Below are 18,508 nucleotides of genomic sequence, written 5' to 3'. Positions count from 1 at the left end.
TTTATTCGGCTAAAGGCGCTTGTAACCAGAAGGAACGCTGAAAGGAAACTCGAGGCTCTGCTCCGAAACGGTGACTTTGCTGTGGTTCAAACTGAAATCAGAGACCTGGCCCGATTGCAAAATCTGCGCCAGCATATTGTGCGCGAACGGCACCTCGCCCAAGGGCTGGAAGCTCTCGTACTGCACCACAATGCTGTTGCCGGAAAGCTGGTCTTTCACGTTCAGCTGCTGCAGTTTCAGGTTTTCGGAACTGATAAAGTAATCGAAGAGCAGGTTCTCACGAAGTTGCTGCACATGTTGCATCTGCCCCTGATTGGTGGCTTTTTCGGCGCCATTGGCCTGGTAGTTGCCCAGCAGGATGGCTTGCACCACCTGAAAGTCGAGCGCCACGTTGAAGCGCTTGCTTAGGAAAGCGTAGTCGGTGGCCGCGTACTCGCGTTGGATGCGGTTCATCATGTACACCGAGTCAGGTGTGAGCTTTATGCGGGCGGCCTCTATACCCAAGCCGGGCAGTACTGAGATCCAGATCACACTGTCTTTTTGCATGCGCAGGGCGTAGCCCGACGATGTGCTCTGGCCCTTGTCATCAAACTTGAGCTGGCCCCGGGCATTCAGGTAGGTGAATTCCAGATTTTGGACAGAGACGCTGCCAACGGTTTCGGTAGCAGCGGTAGCGGCAGAAGGGATCGTTTCTTTTTTGCAGGCAGAAAGCAGGACTATACCCAGCAGGTATAGCATGAGCTGTTTATTCATAGAGTTTCTTTTCTTTTATCTTCCTGTCAAGGAAAGCGGAGGCCTCGCCCTTTAGCTTGGCCTTTTCCCACTGTCGCACCGCCTCGTCGCGCTTGCCCAGCTTGAACAGTACATCACCGTAGTGTTCTACAATGGTGGCATCTTCCGAAACCGCAATGGCCTGTTCCAGATATTTCAATGCTCCCTCGTAGTCTTCCATTTTGTACAGCACCCAGGCATAGGTGTCAAGATAAGTTGGGTTGGCAGGGTGTTGCTCTACCAGTCGGCCGGCCATGGCTTTGGCTTTGGGCAGTTGCTCGCCACGCAGCGACAAAAAGTAGCTGTAATTGTTGAGCACGTGCTCATTGTTTGGGTCATGCGACAGCACAGCCTCATATGCCTCGTCCGACTTTTTATACTCCTTTATGGAATTATAAGTATCGCCTAGCTGCGCATTAAACTGCGCCACCAACTCCGGCTCGCTTACCGACAGGCGCTTGCCATGCTCCAGGGACTTAGCAGCACGGTCAAAATTCTTCTCAATCAGGTGGCCGGTGCCGTTATAAAACCAAAAAACGGCCTGGTTCGGGAATAGCTCCAGCGCCTGCTCCGAGTGCTTTACCAAATCTGCTGACTCGCCCAGCTCGGCATCTAGCAATACGATCTGCTGCCAGATCTTAAAGTGCGAGTCATCCAGTTTCACCGCCTTGATGTAGTTGCCACGGGCGGTTTCTTTTTTGCCGATAATGGTCTGCAGGTCGCCGGCGACTGCATAGGCTTTTGCTTCCTCGGGGTGAGAGGAGATGGTCAAGTCCGCCAACTCCAAGGCTATACCTTCTATGGCCGGGTTGGGTAGCTGCCGGATAAAATCCACCAGGATGCGCACTTTAGTATCGATATCGAGGTCGGTGCTGGCGAAGGCGATCTTCACCTGTTTCTCAGATTCCTCCAGGTTGCCTTTCTGGCGGTGCAGGTCTGAGAGCATCAAGTGAGCAAAGGGGTTGTTCGGCTCGATGCGCAGGGCGCGGTGAAGCGTTTCGATGGCGATGTCCGGTTTTTGACCGGCATTGTAGAGCTCAGCCTGGGCCAGCAGGTAGCGAATCTCGGTGGGATTGGTGGCAATCAGCTTTTCGCCTTCGGCAATGGCCTTGCCTATGTTCTTCTGGCGCAGGTAGATCTGCTGGCGGTTCATGGAGAGTTGCTCCAGCGCCCCGTATTTTTTCTCGATGCGGTCGTATGTCTTCAGCGCGTCGTCGTACTTGGACTGCGCCAGGTATAGCTCTGCCAGGTTGAAGAGGTACTGCTCCTGGTCGGGCACGTTGCGCATCAGGTCGTTGTAGGCCTGGGCTGCCTCGGTATACTGTTTCTGTTCAGCGTGCAGCTGTGCCAGCAGCAGGTAATAGTATGGGTTTTGGGTATCGTTGGCTATGGCGGCCTGCGCAAAGGAAAGGCCCGCTTTCGGGTTTTCCATCAGCAGGTATGTTTCGGCCAGCTTGTAGTTGAGTGCCGCGTTGTTGGGGGTAACGGCGTATGCCTTCTGGAACTGACTAAGCGCCTGCTTGTAGTCCTCCAGCATAAAAAATTTCATGCCCTCCAGAAACAATGCCTCGCTCAGCAGCTTCTCCTGCTCGCTCGGTTCGGGCTGCGGCGCAGGTATAGCTACCTGCTCGGTCTCAGCCTTCTCCTTGCCCTTTTTCTTTTTCTTCTTAGACTGGGCCTGGCTTTCGCCGGTCGCGACCAGTGCAAGGCAGCAAGTAGCGAGCACAATGTTTCTGAATCGGGTCATAAAATGGGTATGCTAATCTTTGAGCGTATTGTAGTCGCCAAGGCTCAGGTCCGACTGGCGACCTTCATAGGAAACAAAATTACCTACCATTGAGTTTGCTATGTTTCCGTTTTTGATGGTGGAGTCCTTCTGAACAATCGAGTTGCTCACAATAGACTCGAGTACGCTGGTGTTGTCTCCTATGGAAACGTGCGGGCCTACCACTGAATTGTGAATCACGGCATTCTCTCCGATATACACGGGCGGTATAATCACGGAGTTCTGGATCTGGGCCGACGAAGCCACTAAGTCCTTCTCGTCTTTGATATACTCTAAATAGCGTTGATTTGTGTAAACGGTTGCGTTTTTATTGCCACAATCGAGCCATTCTGAAATAACTGCCGGAATAAATTTCGTGCCTTTGTTTTTCATGTTCTCCAGCGCATTCGTCAGCTGGTACTCGCCCTTGTCTTTGATGTCGTTGTCGAGGAGATATTGCAGCTCGCTGCGCAGGTAAGCGCCGTCTTTGAAGTAGTAGATGCCGATGATGGCCATGTCCGACACGAACTCTTGCGGCTTCTCTACAAAGTCGGTGATTTCGCCGCTGTCACCCAGCTTTACCACGCCAAACGGGCGCGGATCCTCTACGCGCTGTACCCAGATGGTACCGTCCGCGTTAGTGTCGAGCTGGAAGTCGGCTTTGAACAAAGTGTCGGCAAAAGCCACTACCACCTTGCCCTCCAGTGAATCCTGCGCGCACATAATGGCGTGTGCCGTGCCCAACGCTTCTTCCTGGTAATAAATGCTGCCCTTGGCGCCTACCGACTCGGCAATGCCTTTCAGGTCGCGCTCCACAGCCTCACCGAAATGACCGATGATGAAAGCCACTTCCTCGATTGGCTCGTGGCATACTTTGGCAATGTCTTCTACCAGGCGCTGCACGATGGGCTTGCCTGCGATAGGTATAAGCGGTTTAGGAATAGTAAGTGTGTGTGGGCGCATGCGCTTGCCCATACCTGCCATAGGTACAATAATCCTCATAGCTATTTGTTTATGGATTGAAAAATGTAACCGGGCGAGAAGCCCGGCCACCATTGGTTTTGATTAATACTGTATTTTGAATGTTTGGTTTAAGCCCCCACTAAAAAGAAGAATAAGGACAAGTTATACCTGATGTTGTCAGGCTGAGTGGGTGATTTACTTGTTGCCGGTGCTGCCGTAACCGCCAGCGCCACGTTCGGTATCTGTCAATGCTTCGGCTTCGGCCCAGGCCACACGCTCGTAGCGGGCCACCACCATCTGCGCCACTCGCTCACCGTCTTCTACCACAAAATCCTGATCCGATAAATTCACCAGCAGCACCTTGATCTCACCGCGGTAGTCGGCATCAATAGTGCCCGGGCTGTTCACGATGGAAATGCCATGCTTGTAAGCCAGGCCGGAGCGGGGTCTGATCTGCGCCTCGTGTCCTTCGGGCAGCTCAATGAAAAGGCCGGTAGGTATAAGGGCACGCTGCAAAGGCTTGAGCGTAATGGGTGCTTCTAAGTTTGCGCGCAGGTCCATACCTGCCGAGTGCTCAGTCTGGTAAGCCGGCAGCGCATGTTTGGATTGGTTAATGACTTTAACCGGTACGTTCGTCTTGTTCATCTATTAAAGATAAAGATTATTTTTTAGTTAGAAAGTAGGACCGCTCCCGCAGCCAGACCACCGTCAGGAAAACGCCACATAAGGCCAAATGGTATGCATGGCGCAGCCAGAAGTTCTCGACAGGTATAAGATAGGCCGCCAGCACCAGCACCGTGGCCAGTGCGATGTAGCCCAGAATGGTTTTGACAGGGTAAGGGATTGGGTAGTGCACGTTGCCCAGCAGGTAGGTGGCCAGCGCCATACCTGTATAGCAAAGAAGTGTGGCAATGGCAGAGCCCATGTAGCCCAGCACAGGTATAAGCAGTAGGTTGAAGACGATGGTAATGGCTGCACCGCCAAAGCTGATGTAAGTCCCGAAATGCGTTTTGTCCGTGAGCTTGAACCAGACGGTGAGGTTGTAATAAATGCCGAGAAACAGGTTAGCCAGTAGCAGCACCGGCACTACCATCAGGCCCTCGTGATACTCAGGTCCGATCAGCAATGCGAAATCCTCCAGGTTAGTCGATATGAACAAATAGATGAAAGCACAGGCGATCACAAACCATTTCATGACCAGGGCAAAGGCCTGTGGCGATTCCTTCTCTTTGGCTTGTGAGAAGAAGAATGGCTCAGCCGCATAGCGGAAAGCCTGTATGGTGAGCGTCATGAAAATGGCGAGCTTGTAGCAGGCGCTGTATATACCTACAGCCGCCATGTTGCTCGTGCCCGGGTAAAAGCCCTCGGGAAGGTACCGTTCCAATAGAATACGGTCGATCACCTCGTTGACCATACCTGCCAGGCCCATGAACAGGAGTGGCCAGGCATATTGCAGCATCGGCTTGAGCTGTTCCACATCCAGCCTGAATCGGAAAATACGCAGCTCCTTCCATAGCATCGGTATAAGCAGGGCGTTGGCCACCAGGTTTATCAAGAAGATATAACCGACACCAAAGTCCGGATTATACAGGTAGGCTGCCAGTGGTTGCAGACTCTGCAGGTATTGCCCTTCGTAGATATGCCGCAGTAAAACCAGGAAAAAGAGATTGGCTCCTACTGTGAGTAGGATGTTCGCCAGCTTAATGGAGGCAAACTTGATGGCTTTGTTCTGATGGCGTAGCCAGGCAAAAGGTATAGCCACCAGTGCATCAATTGCCAGCACTACCGCCAGCCAGACGATGTACTCCCGGTGTTCGGGGTAGCCAATGTAATCCGCTATCTGCTGCGAAAAGAGCAACAGTATGCCTGTGAAGACGGTACTGCTGACCAGAATGGCACTCAGCACCCTGTTATAAACCGTTTTGGGGTCTTGCTCCGGTTTATTGGCAAAACGGAAAAAAGCCGTCTCCATGCCGTAGGTATACACCACGTTGAAGAAGGCGACAAAAGCATACAGGTAAGAAACCACCCCATATTCCTCCGGCAAAAACACCCGGGTATAGACCGGTACAAGCAGATAGTTGAGCGCGCGGCCCACGATGCTGCTCAGTCCGTAGGCAGCGGTTTGCCCGACCAGTTTTTTGGCGATGCTCATGCGTTTGTTTTGGGGCAGATAGGTATAGGTATGAGTTCAAAAAGACAGAACGCGCTATACCTGCCTTTTATGTCAGGTATAGCGCGTTGCTGCAGGTATAGGATTATGCGCCTTTAAAAACAGCCTTGCGCTTCTCCAGGAATGCATTGGTTCCTTCCACGAAATCTTCCGAAGAGCAGCAGCGGGCAAACGAGTTCGCCTCTGTTTGGTAGCCGTCCTCGTCTTTGTCGTATACCGCGTTCACGCAGTCGATCACCAAACCAATGGCAAGCGGTGCCTTGGTCAGGATTTTGCTCAAGATTTCCATACACTTCGGCATCAGCTCCACAGCTGGCACCACATGGTTCACCAGTCCGAGCGCTTTGGCCTCTGCCGCACCGATCATGTCGGCCGTCATCATCAGCTCCATGGCTTTGCCTTTGCCGATAAGCTGCGTCAGGCGCTGTGTGCCACCGTAGCCAGGTATAAGGCCTAAGTTTACTTCCGGCTGACCAAAACGGGCGCTCTCGCTGGCAACACGCATGTGGCAGGCCATGGCCAGTTCGCAGCCGCCGCCTAGTGCAAAGCCGTTTACGGCCGCAATCACGGGTTTGGTACAGCGCTCGATCATGCTGAAAACCTCCTGGCCGCGCTCTGCAAAGCCGCGTGCGTTCACGTCGCTCAGTTCCGCGATTTCCGAGATGTCGGCACCCGCCACAAAGGCTTTCTCACCGGCACCGATAAAGATAGCGCCCTTCACGGCAGGGTCGTCATACACTTGCTGGATGGCCGCCTTTATCTCTTTGATGGTGTCAATGTTGAGGGCATTGAGTTTATCTGCACGGTTAATGGTGATGATCAGAATGCCATTCTCGAGATTGAGCAGCAGGTTTTCGTATAAAGACATAATTTAATGCTGTATGGATGTTTATATAACAGCAGCAAATATAGTGGTGATTTAGCTAAATCCCTAAAATGCAATCCGGCAATGGCCCAGTTCAAATCACCACTTCCCTAAAGTTTCGCGCTGGCTTCGGCACCCCTGCCTTGTTTTGTTATATTTGCGGAATTCGAAACAAATTACGCCCACTTTATACCTTGTATTTCATGCTGAGGTCTTTATTACGCATTCTTGCCCTCTTTATACTCATTCCGCATTTTAGCTTAAACACTGCCTCTGCTCAGGCCATTCCGGTTCCTGTCCAAAACCCTCCGGCCGATACCACAGCGGAGCCCAACAACTGGGACTTTGGCGGAACGGGCACAGTCAATTTCAGTCAGGTGAGTCTGAGCAACTGGGCGGCTGGCGGTCAGAGTTCGCTGTCGGCGCTGGGGATTCTGAATCTCTATGGCAATTACAAAAAAGGAAAAAACACCTGGAACAACACCCTGGACCTGACCTACGGCACGGTGAAACTGCAGGAGCAGCGCCTCCGCAAAAGCGATGATCGGTTGGAGCTGAACCTGAAGTATGGGCGACAGGCTTCGAGCAAATGGTTTTACACGGCGCAGCTCAACACCCGCACGCAGATCAGCCCAACCTATACGCCGGAGCGCGACTCTGTGATTTCCGACTTCATGGCGCCCGCCTTTGTGTTGGCTTCTATTGGTATGGACTACAAGCCGAACACCAAGCTCTCGGTCTTCATTTCTCCTTTCACAGGCAAATTTACCGCGGTGCTCAACCAGCGTATGGCCGACTATGGTGCATTTGGCGTGGAGCCCGCCCAACGCGATCTGGAGGGGCTGCTGATACCTGGCACCGGGGAGCGTTTTCGGGAAGAGTTTGGGGGCTTTGTGAACGTGCGCTTTCGCGATGAAATTTTTAAGAATGTGATCCTACAGTCCAAGGCAGATTTGTTTTCTAACTACCTGCACAATGCCAAAAATATTGATGTGAGCTGGGAAAACCTGGTGAACTTCAAAGTGAATAAGTTCTTGTCGGCCAGTCTCTTTGTGCACATGATCTACGACGATGATATCCTGATTGATGTGGACCGTAGCGGAGATGGTACTATAGACGGAAAGGGACCTCGACTGCAATTGAAGGAAACCCTGGGAATAGGATTTTCTTATAAATTCGAATAGTAAACTTTTGTCGCACACTTCTTGTTATTCGCTAAAAATATATACTTTAGTGTGCGAAGTACGTTGTATAGGTACATTGTCAAAAGTGGATTTATGGAAAGAATCATATCGTTGCTATTTTCTCTTGCTTTCTTCTTGTTTGTGTCTGATGCAATGGCGCAGACTTCGAGTTCTTCGAGCAACACGATGAGCTCCGGGAAAGACGAATACTGGGGCACTGCTCGTGTGCAGGAAAAAGGTACTACTGTTGATGCCGTGGGCGCACGCGCTGCCGGTATGGATACACGCTGGAACGCGTATGAGAACTCGAGCCGCACCCGCTTCACCAAAGATCGCATCAAAGGAAGCAAGCGCATGGAGGCCATCCTGAAGAAAGAGAAGGAAATGCACCGCAAGCACAAGCGTGACAAGCGCCGTTTGGCCCGGTATTCATTGTAACAAACTTGCTGTAAATCAGCAAAAGTCCCCGTCTGTGTTATTTCAGGCGGGGTCTTTTTTTTGCTCAGGTATAGCCCGTCCAGGTGCCTCATGCAGTTTAAGCTCAAGGTATAGAGCTATCCAATTGCGTGAGCGTAGAATTTAAGAGAGACCTCCCAGCTAATTGTAGCCCATTCTAATTAAGCAGTCTGCATCCCAATCGCTGCAGATGACCAGTCTCGCATCTAACTGCACACGGGGATGTGGACATCCCCAACTTGTACTTCGGGATATGGATGTCCCGAACAGCGTTTTTAAAGTTGAAGGGTGGGGCTAGGGTCAATCCCGTCAGCTTAAGGATTTAATGTCATTTCGACCCTTGGGAGAAATCTGAATGATTGCCTACTCTTTGAAATAATCCAGATCTCTCCATTCTGTCGAGCTGACAGGTAGGTTAGTCTTTGCTTAAGTGGACGACATTGGGGGAAAGCCCTTAATAAAACCTCGAGTGACGGAAGTCTCGAAGAATCTTTAGCTTATTTGATGGAATTGATAGAGCTAGTAGTTGCATCACCTCGAACAGTTTCTTTGCTCTGCAGGTATAGCTTTCTCAAGGTATAGGCGCTGTTTTGCGTCCTTTTTTTAAAAGTTTTCAAAAACAAAAGGCCCCCGCTTTCGCAGGGGCCTTTCTTATGATGCATGAAGTTCAGCTATTTACAGCGTGCGCTTCACTTCTTTCTCTACATATGCCTCGATGATATCGCCGATCTCGATCTCGTTGTATCCTTTCAGGCTGATACCGCACTCGTAACCCTGACGTACTTCGGCCACATCGTCTTTGAAGCGCTTCAGTGCCAGAATCTCGCCATCGTGCACCACGATACCGTCGCGTACCAGTCGAACTCTTGAGTTACGCTGGATCGTGCCGTCTGTGATCATACAGCCTGCAATCGTACCCACTTTCGTGATGCGGAACACTTCACGAACTTCGGCGTTACCGGTAATTTCCTCTTTCATAGTAGGAGCAAGCATACCTTCCATCGCGTCCTTCACTTCGTTGATCGCATCGTAGATGATCGAGTACAGGCGCACGTCGATTTGCTCCTGCTCTGCCAGTTTGCGGGCGTTTTGAGAAGGACGTACCTGGAAGCCGATGATGATCGCATCCGACGCCGAAGCAAGCAGTACGTCTGATTCTGAGATGGCACCTACACCTTTGCTGATGATATTCACCTGCACTTCGGCAGTTGATAGCTTCAACAGGGAGTCAGAAAGGGCCTCTACCGAACCGTCCACGTCACCTTTCACGATCACGTTAAGCTCCTTGAATGTACCGATCGCCAATCGACGGCCAATCTCATCCAGGGTGATGTGCTTACGTGTGCGCAGGCTTTGCTCGCGCTGCAGTTGCGCACGGTTGCTTGCGATCTCACGAGCCTCACGCTCCGATTCCATTACCTGGAATTTGTCGCCGGCCTGTGGTGCACCGTCAAGACCAAGCAACTGTACTGGTGTAGATGGTCCGGCCACTTTCATCTTGCGACCACGGTGGTCGGTCATAGCCTTTACTCTACCGTAGTGAGAGCCAGCCAGCACCACATCGCCAATGTTCAGTGTACCGGTTTGTACCAGCACGGTAGCTACGTAGCCACGGCCTTTGTCAAGCGAGGCTTCGATCACGGTACCTACTGCATTTCGGTTCGGGTTCGCCTTTAGTTCAAGCAGTTCCGCCTCCAGGAGTACTTTCTCCAACAGGTCGTTTACACCCTGGCCCGTTTTAGCCGATACTTCCTGCGACTGGTATTTACCACCCCACTCTTCCACCAGAATGTTCATCTGGGCAAGTTCTTCGCGTACCTTATCCGGGTTAGCGCTTGGCTTGTCTATTTTGTTGAGGGCGATGATGATTGGTGAGCCTGCCGCTTGCGCGTGATTGATCGCTTCTTTTGTCTGTGGCATCACCGAATCGTCGGCTGCTACCACAATAATAACAACGTCCGTTACCTTCGCACCACGAGCACGCATGGCCGTAAAGGCTTCGTGACCAGGAGTATCGAGGAAAGTAACTGTGCGGCCGCCTTCGGTTTTCACGCTGTAGGCACCAATGTGCTGCGTGATACCGCCTGCCTCCCCAGCTGTTACGTTGGCATTACGGATATAGTCGAGGAGGGAGGTTTTACCGTGGTCAACGTGACCCATGATGGTCACAATTGGCGCGCGGTCCAACAGATCCTCTTCGTTATCTTCTATTGCGTCTTCAAGCGCCTGCTCATCCTCTGATGTGATGAAGTCCACTGAATAGCCGAACTCGTCTGCAATGATGGTGATGGCTTCGGCGTCGAGGCGCTGGTTGATGGATACGAACATACCCAACTGCATACACACCTTGATCACGTCATTTACGCTCACGTTCATCAGCGATGCCAGGTCATTGGCCGAAACGAATTCTGTAACACGCAGCGTCTTCGACTCTGCCTGCTCCATCAAGCGGCGCTCTTCTGTTGCATCGGCAATGGCAGAGCGTTTTTCACGACGGTATTTGGCACGGTTGCCACCGCCGCCTTTGCCTCCGCTTAGCTTAGCCAGTGTCGCTTTGATCTGCTCCTGGATTTCCTTATCCGTTACCTCGGCTTTTTCAACACGAGGTCCTGGGGCATTGCGAGGGCCACGGCCACCCGGGCCTCCGGGTCCGCCACCAGGACGCTGTCCCGGGCGATTGCCCTGATAGCCTCCGCCACCGCCACCCGTGTGTTGTATCGGGCGAGCCTGTGGGCTAGAGGCGCTTTGTCCCTGGCCGCCACCCTGTTCTGGGCCGGCCACAATAATGCGCTTGCGCTTTTTCTTCTTACCGGCCTTCTTGTCATCAGAAGACGCTACCGGCTTGGTGCCTTTTCTACGGTTGCTGTCTGGCAGTTCAATCTTGCCAAGCACTGTAAGGCCTTTCAGCTGGTCGGCTTTTGCTGTAATCGTTTCTATTTGTTCTGGTCCTTTTTCTTCAGGAGTGGTAGGTGCCGGCTTTTCCGGGGCCTGTGGTGCCGCTGCTTGCGCAGGAGCTTCTGTTTTTTCAGCCAGTTTCTCAACAGGCTTTGTTTCCGCAGCAGGGGCAGGAGGCGTTGCCGGCTGCTGTGGGGTTTCTACTTTTGGAGCCGCTGCCTGGGGTGCTTCAGCTTTTGGTGCTTCCTGCACTGGTGCTGCTGCTTTCTCAGCGGCAGGGGCTACCGGCTTCTCTACCTGTGGGGCAGGGGCAGGCTGCTCCGGCGCTTTTGCTTCCGGTGCCTTTGGCTGTTCCACAGCAGGTGCTTGTGGCTCTTCCGCCTTAGGGGCGGCTGGCTTCGGTATAGGGCGACCTTTCGCGTCGAGCTCTATCTTGCCGAGCACTTTTATACCTGGGAGTTTCGATTCAACAGGCGCTGGCTCTGCTTTTGGTTTGGCCTCTGCAGCGTCGCCTTTCGGCTGTTGCGCGTTCTTGATCAGGATCTCCTGCTCAGGTTCTGTTGTTTTCTTTGGCTCATGATGCGGCTCCGATTCCACAACCTGGTTGCTCTGTGGTTTCTTGCCGATGTTGAGTTCCTCCGCCTCTATTTTGTCCTGCATAGAGGAGGCGAATTCCTTAGCCAGCATACCGAACTGCTCTGCCGTGATTTTGGTAGTGGGTTTGTTTTCCACGTCAAAGCCTTTAGCAGAGAGGTAATCCACAATGGTAGCTGTACCAATGTTTAAAGTAGTTGCAACCTGTTTGAGCCTCCTGATTTTGTCTTCTGCCATGTTCTGAATATGCTGTCTTTATTTATTCTGTTAATAGGGTATAGTTGCCTTGCAAGGTATAGAACTGCGCCCCGTACTGAAATTTTTCAAAATTACAGTAACGGAGCGCAACTCACAACTATTGATTGTCTTCTTCTTCCAACTCTTCGCGCAGGATGGAGAGCACGCTTTCGATCGTCTCTTCTTCCAGCTCTGTTCTGCGAAGCAGGTCTTCTTTCGAAACCGCGAGCACGCTCTTGGCTGTGTCCAGACCAATGCGGCGCAGTTCCGCGATCACCCAGTCCTCGATCTCGTCCGTAAATTCTTCCAGGCTGATGTCCTCTTCGTATACCTCAGACTCTCTGAACACGTCGATTTCCATATCAACCAGTTTGCTGGCCAGTTTAATGTTCTGACCGCCCTTACCGATCGCAAGCGATACCTGGTCTGGCTTCAGGAACACCGACACACGGCCGTTCTCCTGGTCTATTTTCATGCTGGTGATCTTGGCCGGGCTAAGCGCACGCTGGATGTAAAGTTCCAGGTTGTCGGTGTAATTGATCACGTCGATGTTCTCGTTCTCCAGCTCGCGCACGATGCTGTGGATACGGGAACCCTTCATGCCCACGCAGGCACCTACCGGGTCAATGCGGTCGTCAAACGATTCTACGGCTACTTTGGCACGCTCGCCGGGCTCACGCACAATTTTTTTGATGGCGATCAGGCCGTCGTATATCTCCGGCACCTCGTTCTCGAACAAACGCTCCAGGAATGCAGGAGAAGTACGGGAAAGGATGATCTTCGGGTTACCGTTTACGATCTCCACACGCTGTACCACGGCACGCACCACGTCGCCTTTGCGGTAGCGGTCTTTCGGGATCTGTTCCCCTTTCGGGATCAGCAATTCGTTCTCTTCCTGATCGAGCAGCAGCACCTCGCGGTTCCATACCTGGTATACCTCACCCGAAATGATCTCACCCACCAGGTCCTTGTACTTCTGGAACAGGAGCTCTTTCTCCATGTCCTTGATGCGCTGGATCAGCGTCTGACGGGCAGTCAACACGGCACGGCGACCAAAGTCCTCCAGCTGTATCTCCTCCGATACCTCTTCACCTACCTCAAAGTCAGGCTCGATCTTGCGGGCATCCGACAAGGCGATCTTGTCGTGGTCCCAGATGTCCTCCGAGTTGTCGTCCACGATCTCGCGGTTGCGCCAGATCTCCAGGTCACCTTTCTCCACGTTCAGGATGATGTCAAAGTTCTCGTCAGTACCCCACTTCTTGCGGATCATGGTACGGAATACATCCTCCAGGATGCGCATCATCGTCGGGCGGTCTATGTTCTTGAATTTCGCAAATTCAGCGAACGACTCGATCAGGACTGAACTGTTCATTATTTTATCATTTAAAAGATATTACAACATTTGCTTTTACAATCTCCCCGAAAGGTATTTGCACAGGCTCATACGTTGCCTTTTTGCCTTTTTGTTTGATTTCTTGTGTCAGGTTTATACCTGTTTCGGTCACCTCTTCCAGCTTGCCGGTTTTTTCGGTGCCGTCCTGCATTTTCAGCTTCAGGTTACGGCCAATGTTTCGCTTGTACTGCTGCGGCTGCGTGAGCGGGAAATCCACGCCCGGCGAGCTCACCTCCAGCACATACGACATCTCCTCACCGTACTCCTCTGCAATCTTCGCATTCACGCGGCGGCTAATGGAGGCGCACTGGTCTATCGTGATGCCCTGCTCGCCATCGGCCAGCACTGTTATCTTGGGGCGCACCGCCGAGTCAGACACGGCCACGTCCACAATGAACAGGTCGTTTTCCGGAAGGCTTGCTTCCGCCATAGCGCGAATACTTTGTGCCGTTATTGCCATATTTATTTAAAGAAAATAAAGAAGGGGACCTCGCGTCCCCTCATCTCCTTGGAAATAATGTCACAAATTTACTATAAAAACATTATATAAACAACAATATGTGTTTAAGTACGCTGTAATTATATGGTTTCTGGAGATTTAGGACGGCATTTCGGCTGCCAGCGGCAGCCGCCGGAAGGGCTTCGGGTATGTAACATGCACCGACGCGCAAAAAGTTCTGCTATTTGAACGGCACAAGCCTGGCAACGGAAATATATTCTGAAGCGAGGCTTGACATTCCTACACGCATAATTTGTAAGTTTGCCATCGTGGCAGGTACATTCAAACAAATACGCCGGAGAATCTGGCTCATACTGAACATTCTGGTGGTGTTTTGGCTACTGCTGGGGGTGTTGAGCATGCGCGTGCCGCCTTATGAGTTCTGGCCTGCCGGATTTATGGCTTTCTCGCTACCCGGCGCCCTGGTGCTCAACTTCTTTTTCTTTATCTACTGGCTATTCAAGCGTTCGTGGTATGTGTTTCTGCCACTCGCCGTTATCGGGCTGGGCTGGAATCACTATGGCCGACTGGTATCGATCACCTGGGACAAAGAAATACCAACGGGCGCCAAAACGCTTGAGGTGCTCAGCTTCAACGTGCATATTTTCAATGCCTACGAGAAGATAGTGGACGGTGTGCCGCGTGTTTCGGAAGAGATGGTGGACTGGGTGGCCACGCACCCGGCCGATGTGTTTTGCCTGCAGGAATTTTACAGCCGTGTTAACTCTACCGAGTTCAACAACTTCAACCGGATCGGGAAAAGGTATAACCGGCACGTGTTTGCCTCCACTTACCGGAGCGACCGCATTGTTTCGGATGTGGGCGTCGTGATTTTCTCCAAGTACCCAATTATAAGAGGCAACACGCTGTACTTCTCAAACACAACGAAGCGCAGCGCCAACCGGGCAGCCTGGGTAGACATCGACGTGAAAGGTGATACGGTTCGGGTATACGCAGTGCATTTGCAGTCGATGAGCATCCGGGCAGAGGACATCGAGAACACCTATTCAGCAATAGGCGATGAAGTGAGCTTCAAGAAAGAAAGCCGCAACCTCGCCCGCCGCCTGCGCATGGGTTTCCGGGCCCGGGCCATGCAGGTGCAGCAGCTGCTCGACCATGTAGAAACTTCGCCCTACCCGGTGATCGTGACGGGCGACTTCAACGATATTCCGTTTAGCTATACCTACAGCCAGCTGGTGAGCGAGCTGAACAACTCGTTTGAGAAGGCTGGCAACGGAGTAGGGGCCACTTACAACGGACCCTTGCCTTTTCTGCGTATTGATAACCAGTTCTACAGCGAGGGGTTGGAGGCCTATGATTTTAAGACACATTACGAAATGCCGCTTTCAGATCACTTCCCCATCTCGGCTACCTATGTCATCAAACCGAAAGAGGAGTAGGGCACTGACGGTATAATTTTTTAATTTTGAACGCTGGTTAGCCAGCATCATCAAGTATAAACAGAACGCATGCCTCATCGCATGCCTTTCTATACCATGCAACACAAACTGAATCTGTACAATACGCTCACGCGCAAAAGAGAACTGTTCGAACCAATGCACGCGCCCTTTGTGGGCATGTATGTCTGCGGGCCGACAGTATACGGCGAGCCGCACCTGGGCCATGCCCGCAGTGCCGTTACCTTCGACGTGCTATACCGCTACCTCAAATACCTGGGCTACAAAGTGCGCTACGTGCGCAACATCACCGATGTGGGCCATCTCGAAAACGATGCCGACGAAGGAGAGGACAAGATCCAGAAAAGAGCCAAACTGGAGCACCTCGAGCCGATGGAAGTGGTGCAGCACTACACCAATGTGTATCAGAAAGACATGGCTACGCTCAACGTAATGTCGCCGGACATCGAGCCGCGGGCTTCGGGGCACATCATCGAGCAGATCCAGATGATCCAGGAGATACTGGAAAACGGCATGGCCTACGAAGTGAACGGGTCGGTATACTTCGACGTGCCAGCCTATCATAAAAACAACAACTACGGCAAGCTTTCCGGTCGCATCATCGAGGATCTGCTGAGCAACACCCGCGACACCGAGGGGCAAGGCGAGAAGCGCTCTCCGCTGGACTTTGCCCTTTGGAAAAAAGCTTCGCCGCAGCACATCATGCGCTGGCCTTCGCCCTGGAGCGATGGCTTCCCGGGCTGGCACCTGGAGTGCTCGGCCATGAGCCGCAAGTACCTCGGCGAGACCTTCGACATACATGGCGGCGGACTGGACCTGATGTTCCCGCACCACGAATGCGAGATCGCGCAGAGCCAGGCCAGCCACAGCCACTCCGATGCCGCGCGTTACTGGGTGCATAACAACATGATCACAGTGAACGGCCAGAAAATGGGCAAGTCGCTGGGCAACTTCATTAACCTGAGCGAGCTTTTCAGCGGCAACCACAAGATGCTGGAGCAGGCCTACAGCCCAATGACCATCCGCTTCTTTATTTTGCAGGCGCACTACCGCAGCACCCTCGACTTTAGCAACGAGGCGCTGCAGGCTGCCCAGAAAGGGTATAGAAAACTGATGAACGGATTGCGCGTGCTCGAGAAGATGAGCTACCCGGAAGAAGGTATATCCACACCGGACGAGAAGCTGAACGAGGAGCTGCTCAAACTGACAGAGGATTGCTTCCGCGGCCTGAACGATGACCTGAACACGGCCCGTACCATCGCGTCGCTTTTCAACCTGCTCAAAAAGATCAACAGCCTATACCTAGGGCAACTACAGATCGGGGCCCTCACGCGCGGTACCTTCGATACCATCCGCACAACCTATACCGAACTGGTAACCGATGTGCTGGGCCTGAAAGAAGAGCCGACCGCCGATATGGAGGAAATGCTGGACCTGGTGCTTGGGTTCTACAAAGAGGCCAAAGAGCATAAGGCGTATGATAAAGTGGATGCCATCCGTGCGGAGCTGAAAAAGCAGGGCATCGTGATCAAAGATCTTAAAACCGGAATTGACTGGGCTTATGAAGAATAATATGATGCTGGCGATGTTGCTGTTCGGCACAATGGGGCTTAACAGCTGCGACTCTTCTGAAAACGGGAGCAGTAGCGAGCGTGTGGCGACCAACGAGGTAGAGGAGGAGGCTGTGGTGCATGCACCAGAATTCAATGCCGATTCGGCTTACCATTTTGTAGACCAGCAGGTGGCTTTCGGGCCGCGCGTGCCAAACACTTCAGCGCATTACAAAACCGGGGAGTGGCTGATCGAGACTTTGCGTGGTTATGGGGCCGAGGTAGAGGTGCAGGCCTTTCAGGCACGCGCCTTCGACGGTACCATGCTCAACCTGCGCAACATCATCGGCACTATCAACCCCAATGCCACCAAGCGGGTGCTGCTGGCGGCGCACTGGGACACGCGCCCTTTCGCCGATAAAGACGATCAGGACCAGAACAAACCTATTGACGGGGCGAATGACGGGGCCAGCGGAGTAGGCGTGCTGCTCGAGATTGCCCGTACCATACAGGCCGCTGAGCAGAAACCAGGTATAGGCATTGACATTATCTTCTTCGATGGGGAAGACTATGGCCGTCCGGATAACAGCGACCACCCTTACATGCAGGACGACTGGTGCCTGGGCTCGCAGCATTGGAGCAAAAACAAGCATAAGCCGAATTACAAGGCAACCTACGGCATTCTGCTCGACATGGTGGGAGCAGAAAATGCCAAGTTCGCCCGTGAGGGAACCTCCATGCAGTATGCCCGCAATATCGTGGATAAGGTATGGCGCGCCGGCAACCGCATTGGCTACTCTGACTACTTTAAGTATGTGAATGCCCCGGCCATTACCGACGACCACTATTATGTAAATACCATCGCAGGCATCCGTATGATCGACATCATTGAGTACAACATGGCGAACCAGGACGACTACTTTGGTCACTATCATCACCGCCACACCGACACGATGGACATCATTAGCAAAAACACCTTGAAAGCAGTGGGCCAGACCGTGCTGCACGTGCTCTACAACGAGTAAGGCTATACCTGTTCGTATAAAAAGGGCGCTCTGTCAGGAGCGCCTTTTTTATTTGGCTACCACCGAGGGCAGCACATTGTCTTCCGTCATCTTCTGTACGGTGACCTCTGCAAACTGGCTCGCCGCCTTGCGCAGGTTCCGAGGGCTGTACGATTTCGACTGGGCCGACCAGACCAGGCGATCCGAGTTCACGTCGTAGAGGTTGGTTTCGAGGTAGTAGACCTTGTCTTCGGTGTAGTAGCCGGGGTCGTAGAGCGTAGGGTACCAGTAGGTATAGTAACCTCTGAAACTGCCGTACCACATAAAGCGGGTCATCGGTCGGTACCCCATATTGCCGGGAACATAGCGTGTTTCGGTTTGCTCGTCTACCAGGGCAGCGGTGAGGATGGCGTCGTGGCCGTCCGTTTTGATGCGCTCCAGAAGCATGTTAACATCGGGGCCGGCTTTGGAGGCGGCAGAGGGCGGGAATAGGTCGATGCTGCGGGTAACCTGAATGCCGCGCAACTGCAGTTGTGCCTGCAGGTCGTTCTCCACTTCCTGCCGTGCCAGCACATTGTCAGTCAGGGCAGCTACCACTACCCGCCGGTAGTGTTGCGCCTCAATCTCGGGACTCTTCCAGGAACCCATGATTTGTGTGGAAGAAGTGCATCCTGCTATACCTGCCAACAGTAGCAAAAGCGGTAAACCAGTGTTTTTGAGAAGTTTGTGTAACATGTTAGT

The 18,508-nt window shown here is 52.5% G+C and carries 15 protein-coding genes; 5 read left to right on the top strand and 10 right to left on the bottom strand.

All coding sequences use genetic code 11. The features are described 5' to 3' along the window. Nucleotides 1–9: 9 nt before the first annotated feature. The 6 genes from BD749_RS17030 to BD749_RS17005 all read right to left on the bottom strand — a co-directional run bounded on the left by BD749_RS17030 (nucleotide 10) and on the right by BD749_RS17005 (nucleotide 6,540). Nucleotides 10–753, bottom strand: a complete 744-nt coding sequence (locus BD749_RS17030) for a DUF4292 domain-containing protein (protein ID WP_101446548.1) — start codon at nucleotides 751–753, stop codon at nucleotides 10–12. Continuing rightward, nucleotides 746–2,518 (bottom strand): tetratricopeptide repeat protein, encoded by a 1,773-nt coding sequence (locus tag BD749_RS17025; protein WP_245869373.1) that lies wholly within the window; start codon nucleotides 2,516–2,518, stop codon nucleotides 746–748. The genes BD749_RS17030 and BD749_RS17025 overlap by 8 nt, the downstream gene beginning before the upstream one ends. Before the next feature lie 12 nt (nucleotides 2,519–2,530). Continuing rightward, nucleotides 2,531–3,538 (bottom strand): sugar phosphate nucleotidyltransferase, encoded by a 1,008-nt coding sequence (locus BD749_RS17020; protein WP_101446545.1) that lies wholly within the window; start codon nucleotides 3,536–3,538, stop codon nucleotides 2,531–2,533. Between the two features lie 156 nt (nucleotides 3,539–3,694). Continuing rightward, the gene (dut, locus tag BD749_RS17015) at nucleotides 3,695–4,144 is read right to left on the bottom strand and encodes a dUTP diphosphatase (protein WP_101446543.1); all 450 of its coding nucleotides are present in this window, start codon (nucleotides 4,142–4,144) and stop codon (nucleotides 3,695–3,697) included. Nucleotides 4,145–4,160: 16 nt separating this feature from the next. Continuing rightward, nucleotides 4,161–5,654, bottom strand: coding sequence for a lipopolysaccharide biosynthesis protein (locus tag BD749_RS17010; RefSeq protein WP_101446541.1), 1,494 nt, complete (start codon nucleotides 5,652–5,654; stop codon nucleotides 4,161–4,163). Nucleotides 5,655–5,757: 103 nt separating this feature from the next. Further along, entirely contained in the window at nucleotides 5,758–6,540 is a 783-nt protein-coding gene (locus BD749_RS17005) for an enoyl-CoA hydratase/isomerase family protein (RefSeq protein ID WP_101446539.1), read from the bottom strand. A 200-nt stretch (nucleotides 6,541–6,740) separates the two neighbouring features. Here BD749_RS17005 and BD749_RS17000 point away from each other — a divergent pair, with 200 nt between their 5' ends. Both BD749_RS17000 and BD749_RS16995 read left to right on the top strand, forming a co-directional pair. Continuing rightward, nucleotides 6,741–7,721: a DUF3078 domain-containing protein gene (locus tag BD749_RS17000; protein ID WP_245869370.1), complete on the top strand. Its 981-nt coding sequence runs from the start codon at nucleotides 6,741–6,743 to the stop codon at nucleotides 7,719–7,721. Nucleotides 7,722–7,814: 93 nt separating this feature from the next. Next, entirely contained in the window at nucleotides 7,815–8,159 is a 345-nt protein-coding gene (locus BD749_RS16995; RefSeq protein ID WP_101446537.1) for a hypothetical protein, read from the top strand. 693 nt (nucleotides 8,160–8,852) lie between these two features. Here BD749_RS16995 and infB read toward each other — a convergent pair. The 3 genes from infB to BD749_RS16980 form a co-directional block, all read right to left on the bottom strand. Then, complete coding sequence (gene infB / locus BD749_RS16990) at nucleotides 8,853–11,903, bottom strand: translation initiation factor IF-2 (protein WP_101446535.1); 3,051 nt, start codon at nucleotides 11,901–11,903, stop codon at nucleotides 8,853–8,855. A 118-nt stretch (nucleotides 11,904–12,021) separates the two neighbouring features. Then, complete coding sequence (nusA, locus tag BD749_RS16985; RefSeq protein WP_101446533.1) at nucleotides 12,022–13,275, bottom strand: transcription termination factor NusA; 1,254 nt, start codon at nucleotides 13,273–13,275, stop codon at nucleotides 12,022–12,024. Between the two features lie 7 nt (nucleotides 13,276–13,282). After that, on the bottom strand, nucleotides 13,283–13,726 hold the full coding sequence (locus BD749_RS16980) for a ribosome maturation factor RimP (protein WP_101446531.1): 444 nt from the start codon (nucleotides 13,724–13,726) through the stop codon (nucleotides 13,283–13,285). A 338-nt stretch (nucleotides 13,727–14,064) separates the two neighbouring features. Here BD749_RS16980 and BD749_RS16975 point away from each other — a divergent pair, with 338 nt between their 5' ends. The 3 genes from BD749_RS16975 (at nucleotide 14,065) to BD749_RS16965 (ending at nucleotide 17,788) form a co-directional block, all read left to right on the top strand. Then, nucleotides 14,065–15,195 (top strand): endonuclease/exonuclease/phosphatase family protein, encoded by a 1,131-nt coding sequence (locus BD749_RS16975; RefSeq protein WP_101446747.1) that lies wholly within the window; start codon nucleotides 14,065–14,067, stop codon nucleotides 15,193–15,195. A gap of 96 nt (nucleotides 15,196–15,291) precedes the next feature. Next, nucleotides 15,292–16,785 (top strand): cysteine--tRNA ligase, encoded by a 1,494-nt coding sequence (gene cysS / locus BD749_RS16970; protein ID WP_101446745.1) that lies wholly within the window; start codon nucleotides 15,292–15,294, stop codon nucleotides 16,783–16,785. Then, entirely contained in the window at nucleotides 16,775–17,788 is a 1,014-nt protein-coding gene (locus tag BD749_RS16965; protein ID WP_101446529.1) for a M28 family peptidase, read from the top strand. Before cysS ends, BD749_RS16965 begins: the two co-directional genes overlap by 11 nt. A gap of 48 nt (nucleotides 17,789–17,836) precedes the next feature. Here BD749_RS16965 and BD749_RS16960 read toward each other — a convergent pair whose 3' ends face one another. Further along, nucleotides 17,837–18,502, bottom strand: a complete 666-nt coding sequence (locus BD749_RS16960) for a DUF4136 domain-containing protein (RefSeq protein WP_101446527.1) — start codon at nucleotides 18,500–18,502, stop codon at nucleotides 17,837–17,839. Between the last annotated feature and the right edge of the window lie 6 nt (nucleotides 18,503–18,508).

This window comes from Pontibacter ramchanderi (assembly GCF_002846395.1).
GTDB classification, from domain to species: Bacteria; Bacteroidota; Bacteroidia; order Cytophagales; family Hymenobacteraceae; genus Pontibacter; species Pontibacter ramchanderi.
This window is presented reverse-complemented; position numbering and strand designations above follow the sequence as displayed.

Bases quoted from the DNA above. Each gene is read 5' to 3' on its own strand.
- BD749_RS17030 (WP_101446548.1), bottom strand. From the start codon at position 753: ATGAATAAACAGCTCATGCTATACCTGCTGGGTATAGTCCTGCTTTCT.
- BD749_RS17025 (WP_245869373.1), bottom strand. From the start codon at position 2,518: ATGACCCGATTCAGAAACATTGTGCTCGCTACTTGCTGCCTTGCACTG.
- BD749_RS17020 (WP_101446545.1), bottom strand. From the start codon at position 3,538: ATGAGGATTATTGTACCTATGGCAGGTATGGGCAAGCGCATGCGCCCA.
- dut (WP_101446543.1), bottom strand. From the start codon at position 4,144: ATGAACAAGACGAACGTACCGGTTAAAGTCATTAACCAATCCAAACAT.
- BD749_RS17010 (WP_101446541.1), bottom strand. From the start codon at position 5,654: ATGAGCATCGCCAAAAAACTGGTCGGGCAAACCGCTGCCTACGGACTG.
- BD749_RS17005 (WP_101446539.1), bottom strand. From the start codon at position 6,540: ATGTCTTTATACGAAAACCTGCTGCTCAATCTCGAGAATGGCATTCTG.
- BD749_RS17000 (WP_245869370.1), top strand. From the start codon at position 6,741: ATGCTGAGGTCTTTATTACGCATTCTTGCCCTCTTTATACTCATTCCG.
- BD749_RS16995 (WP_101446537.1), top strand. From the start codon at position 7,815: ATGGAAAGAATCATATCGTTGCTATTTTCTCTTGCTTTCTTCTTGTTT.
- infB (WP_101446535.1), bottom strand. From the start codon at position 11,903: ATGGCAGAAGACAAAATCAGGAGGCTCAAACAGGTTGCAACTACTTTA.
- nusA (WP_101446533.1), bottom strand. From the start codon at position 13,275: ATGAACAGTTCAGTCCTGATCGAGTCGTTCGCTGAATTTGCGAAATTC.
- BD749_RS16980 (WP_101446531.1), bottom strand. From the start codon at position 13,726: ATGGCGGAAGCAAGCCTTCCGGAAAACGACCTGTTCATTGTGGACGTG.
- cysS (WP_101446745.1), top strand. From the start codon at position 15,292: ATGCAACACAAACTGAATCTGTACAATACGCTCACGCGCAAAAGAGAA.
- BD749_RS16965 (WP_101446529.1), top strand. From the start codon at position 16,775: ATGAAGAATAATATGATGCTGGCGATGTTGCTGTTCGGCACAATGGGG.
- BD749_RS16960 (WP_101446527.1), bottom strand. From the start codon at position 18,502: ATGTTACACAAACTTCTCAAAAACACTGGTTTACCGCTTTTGCTACTG.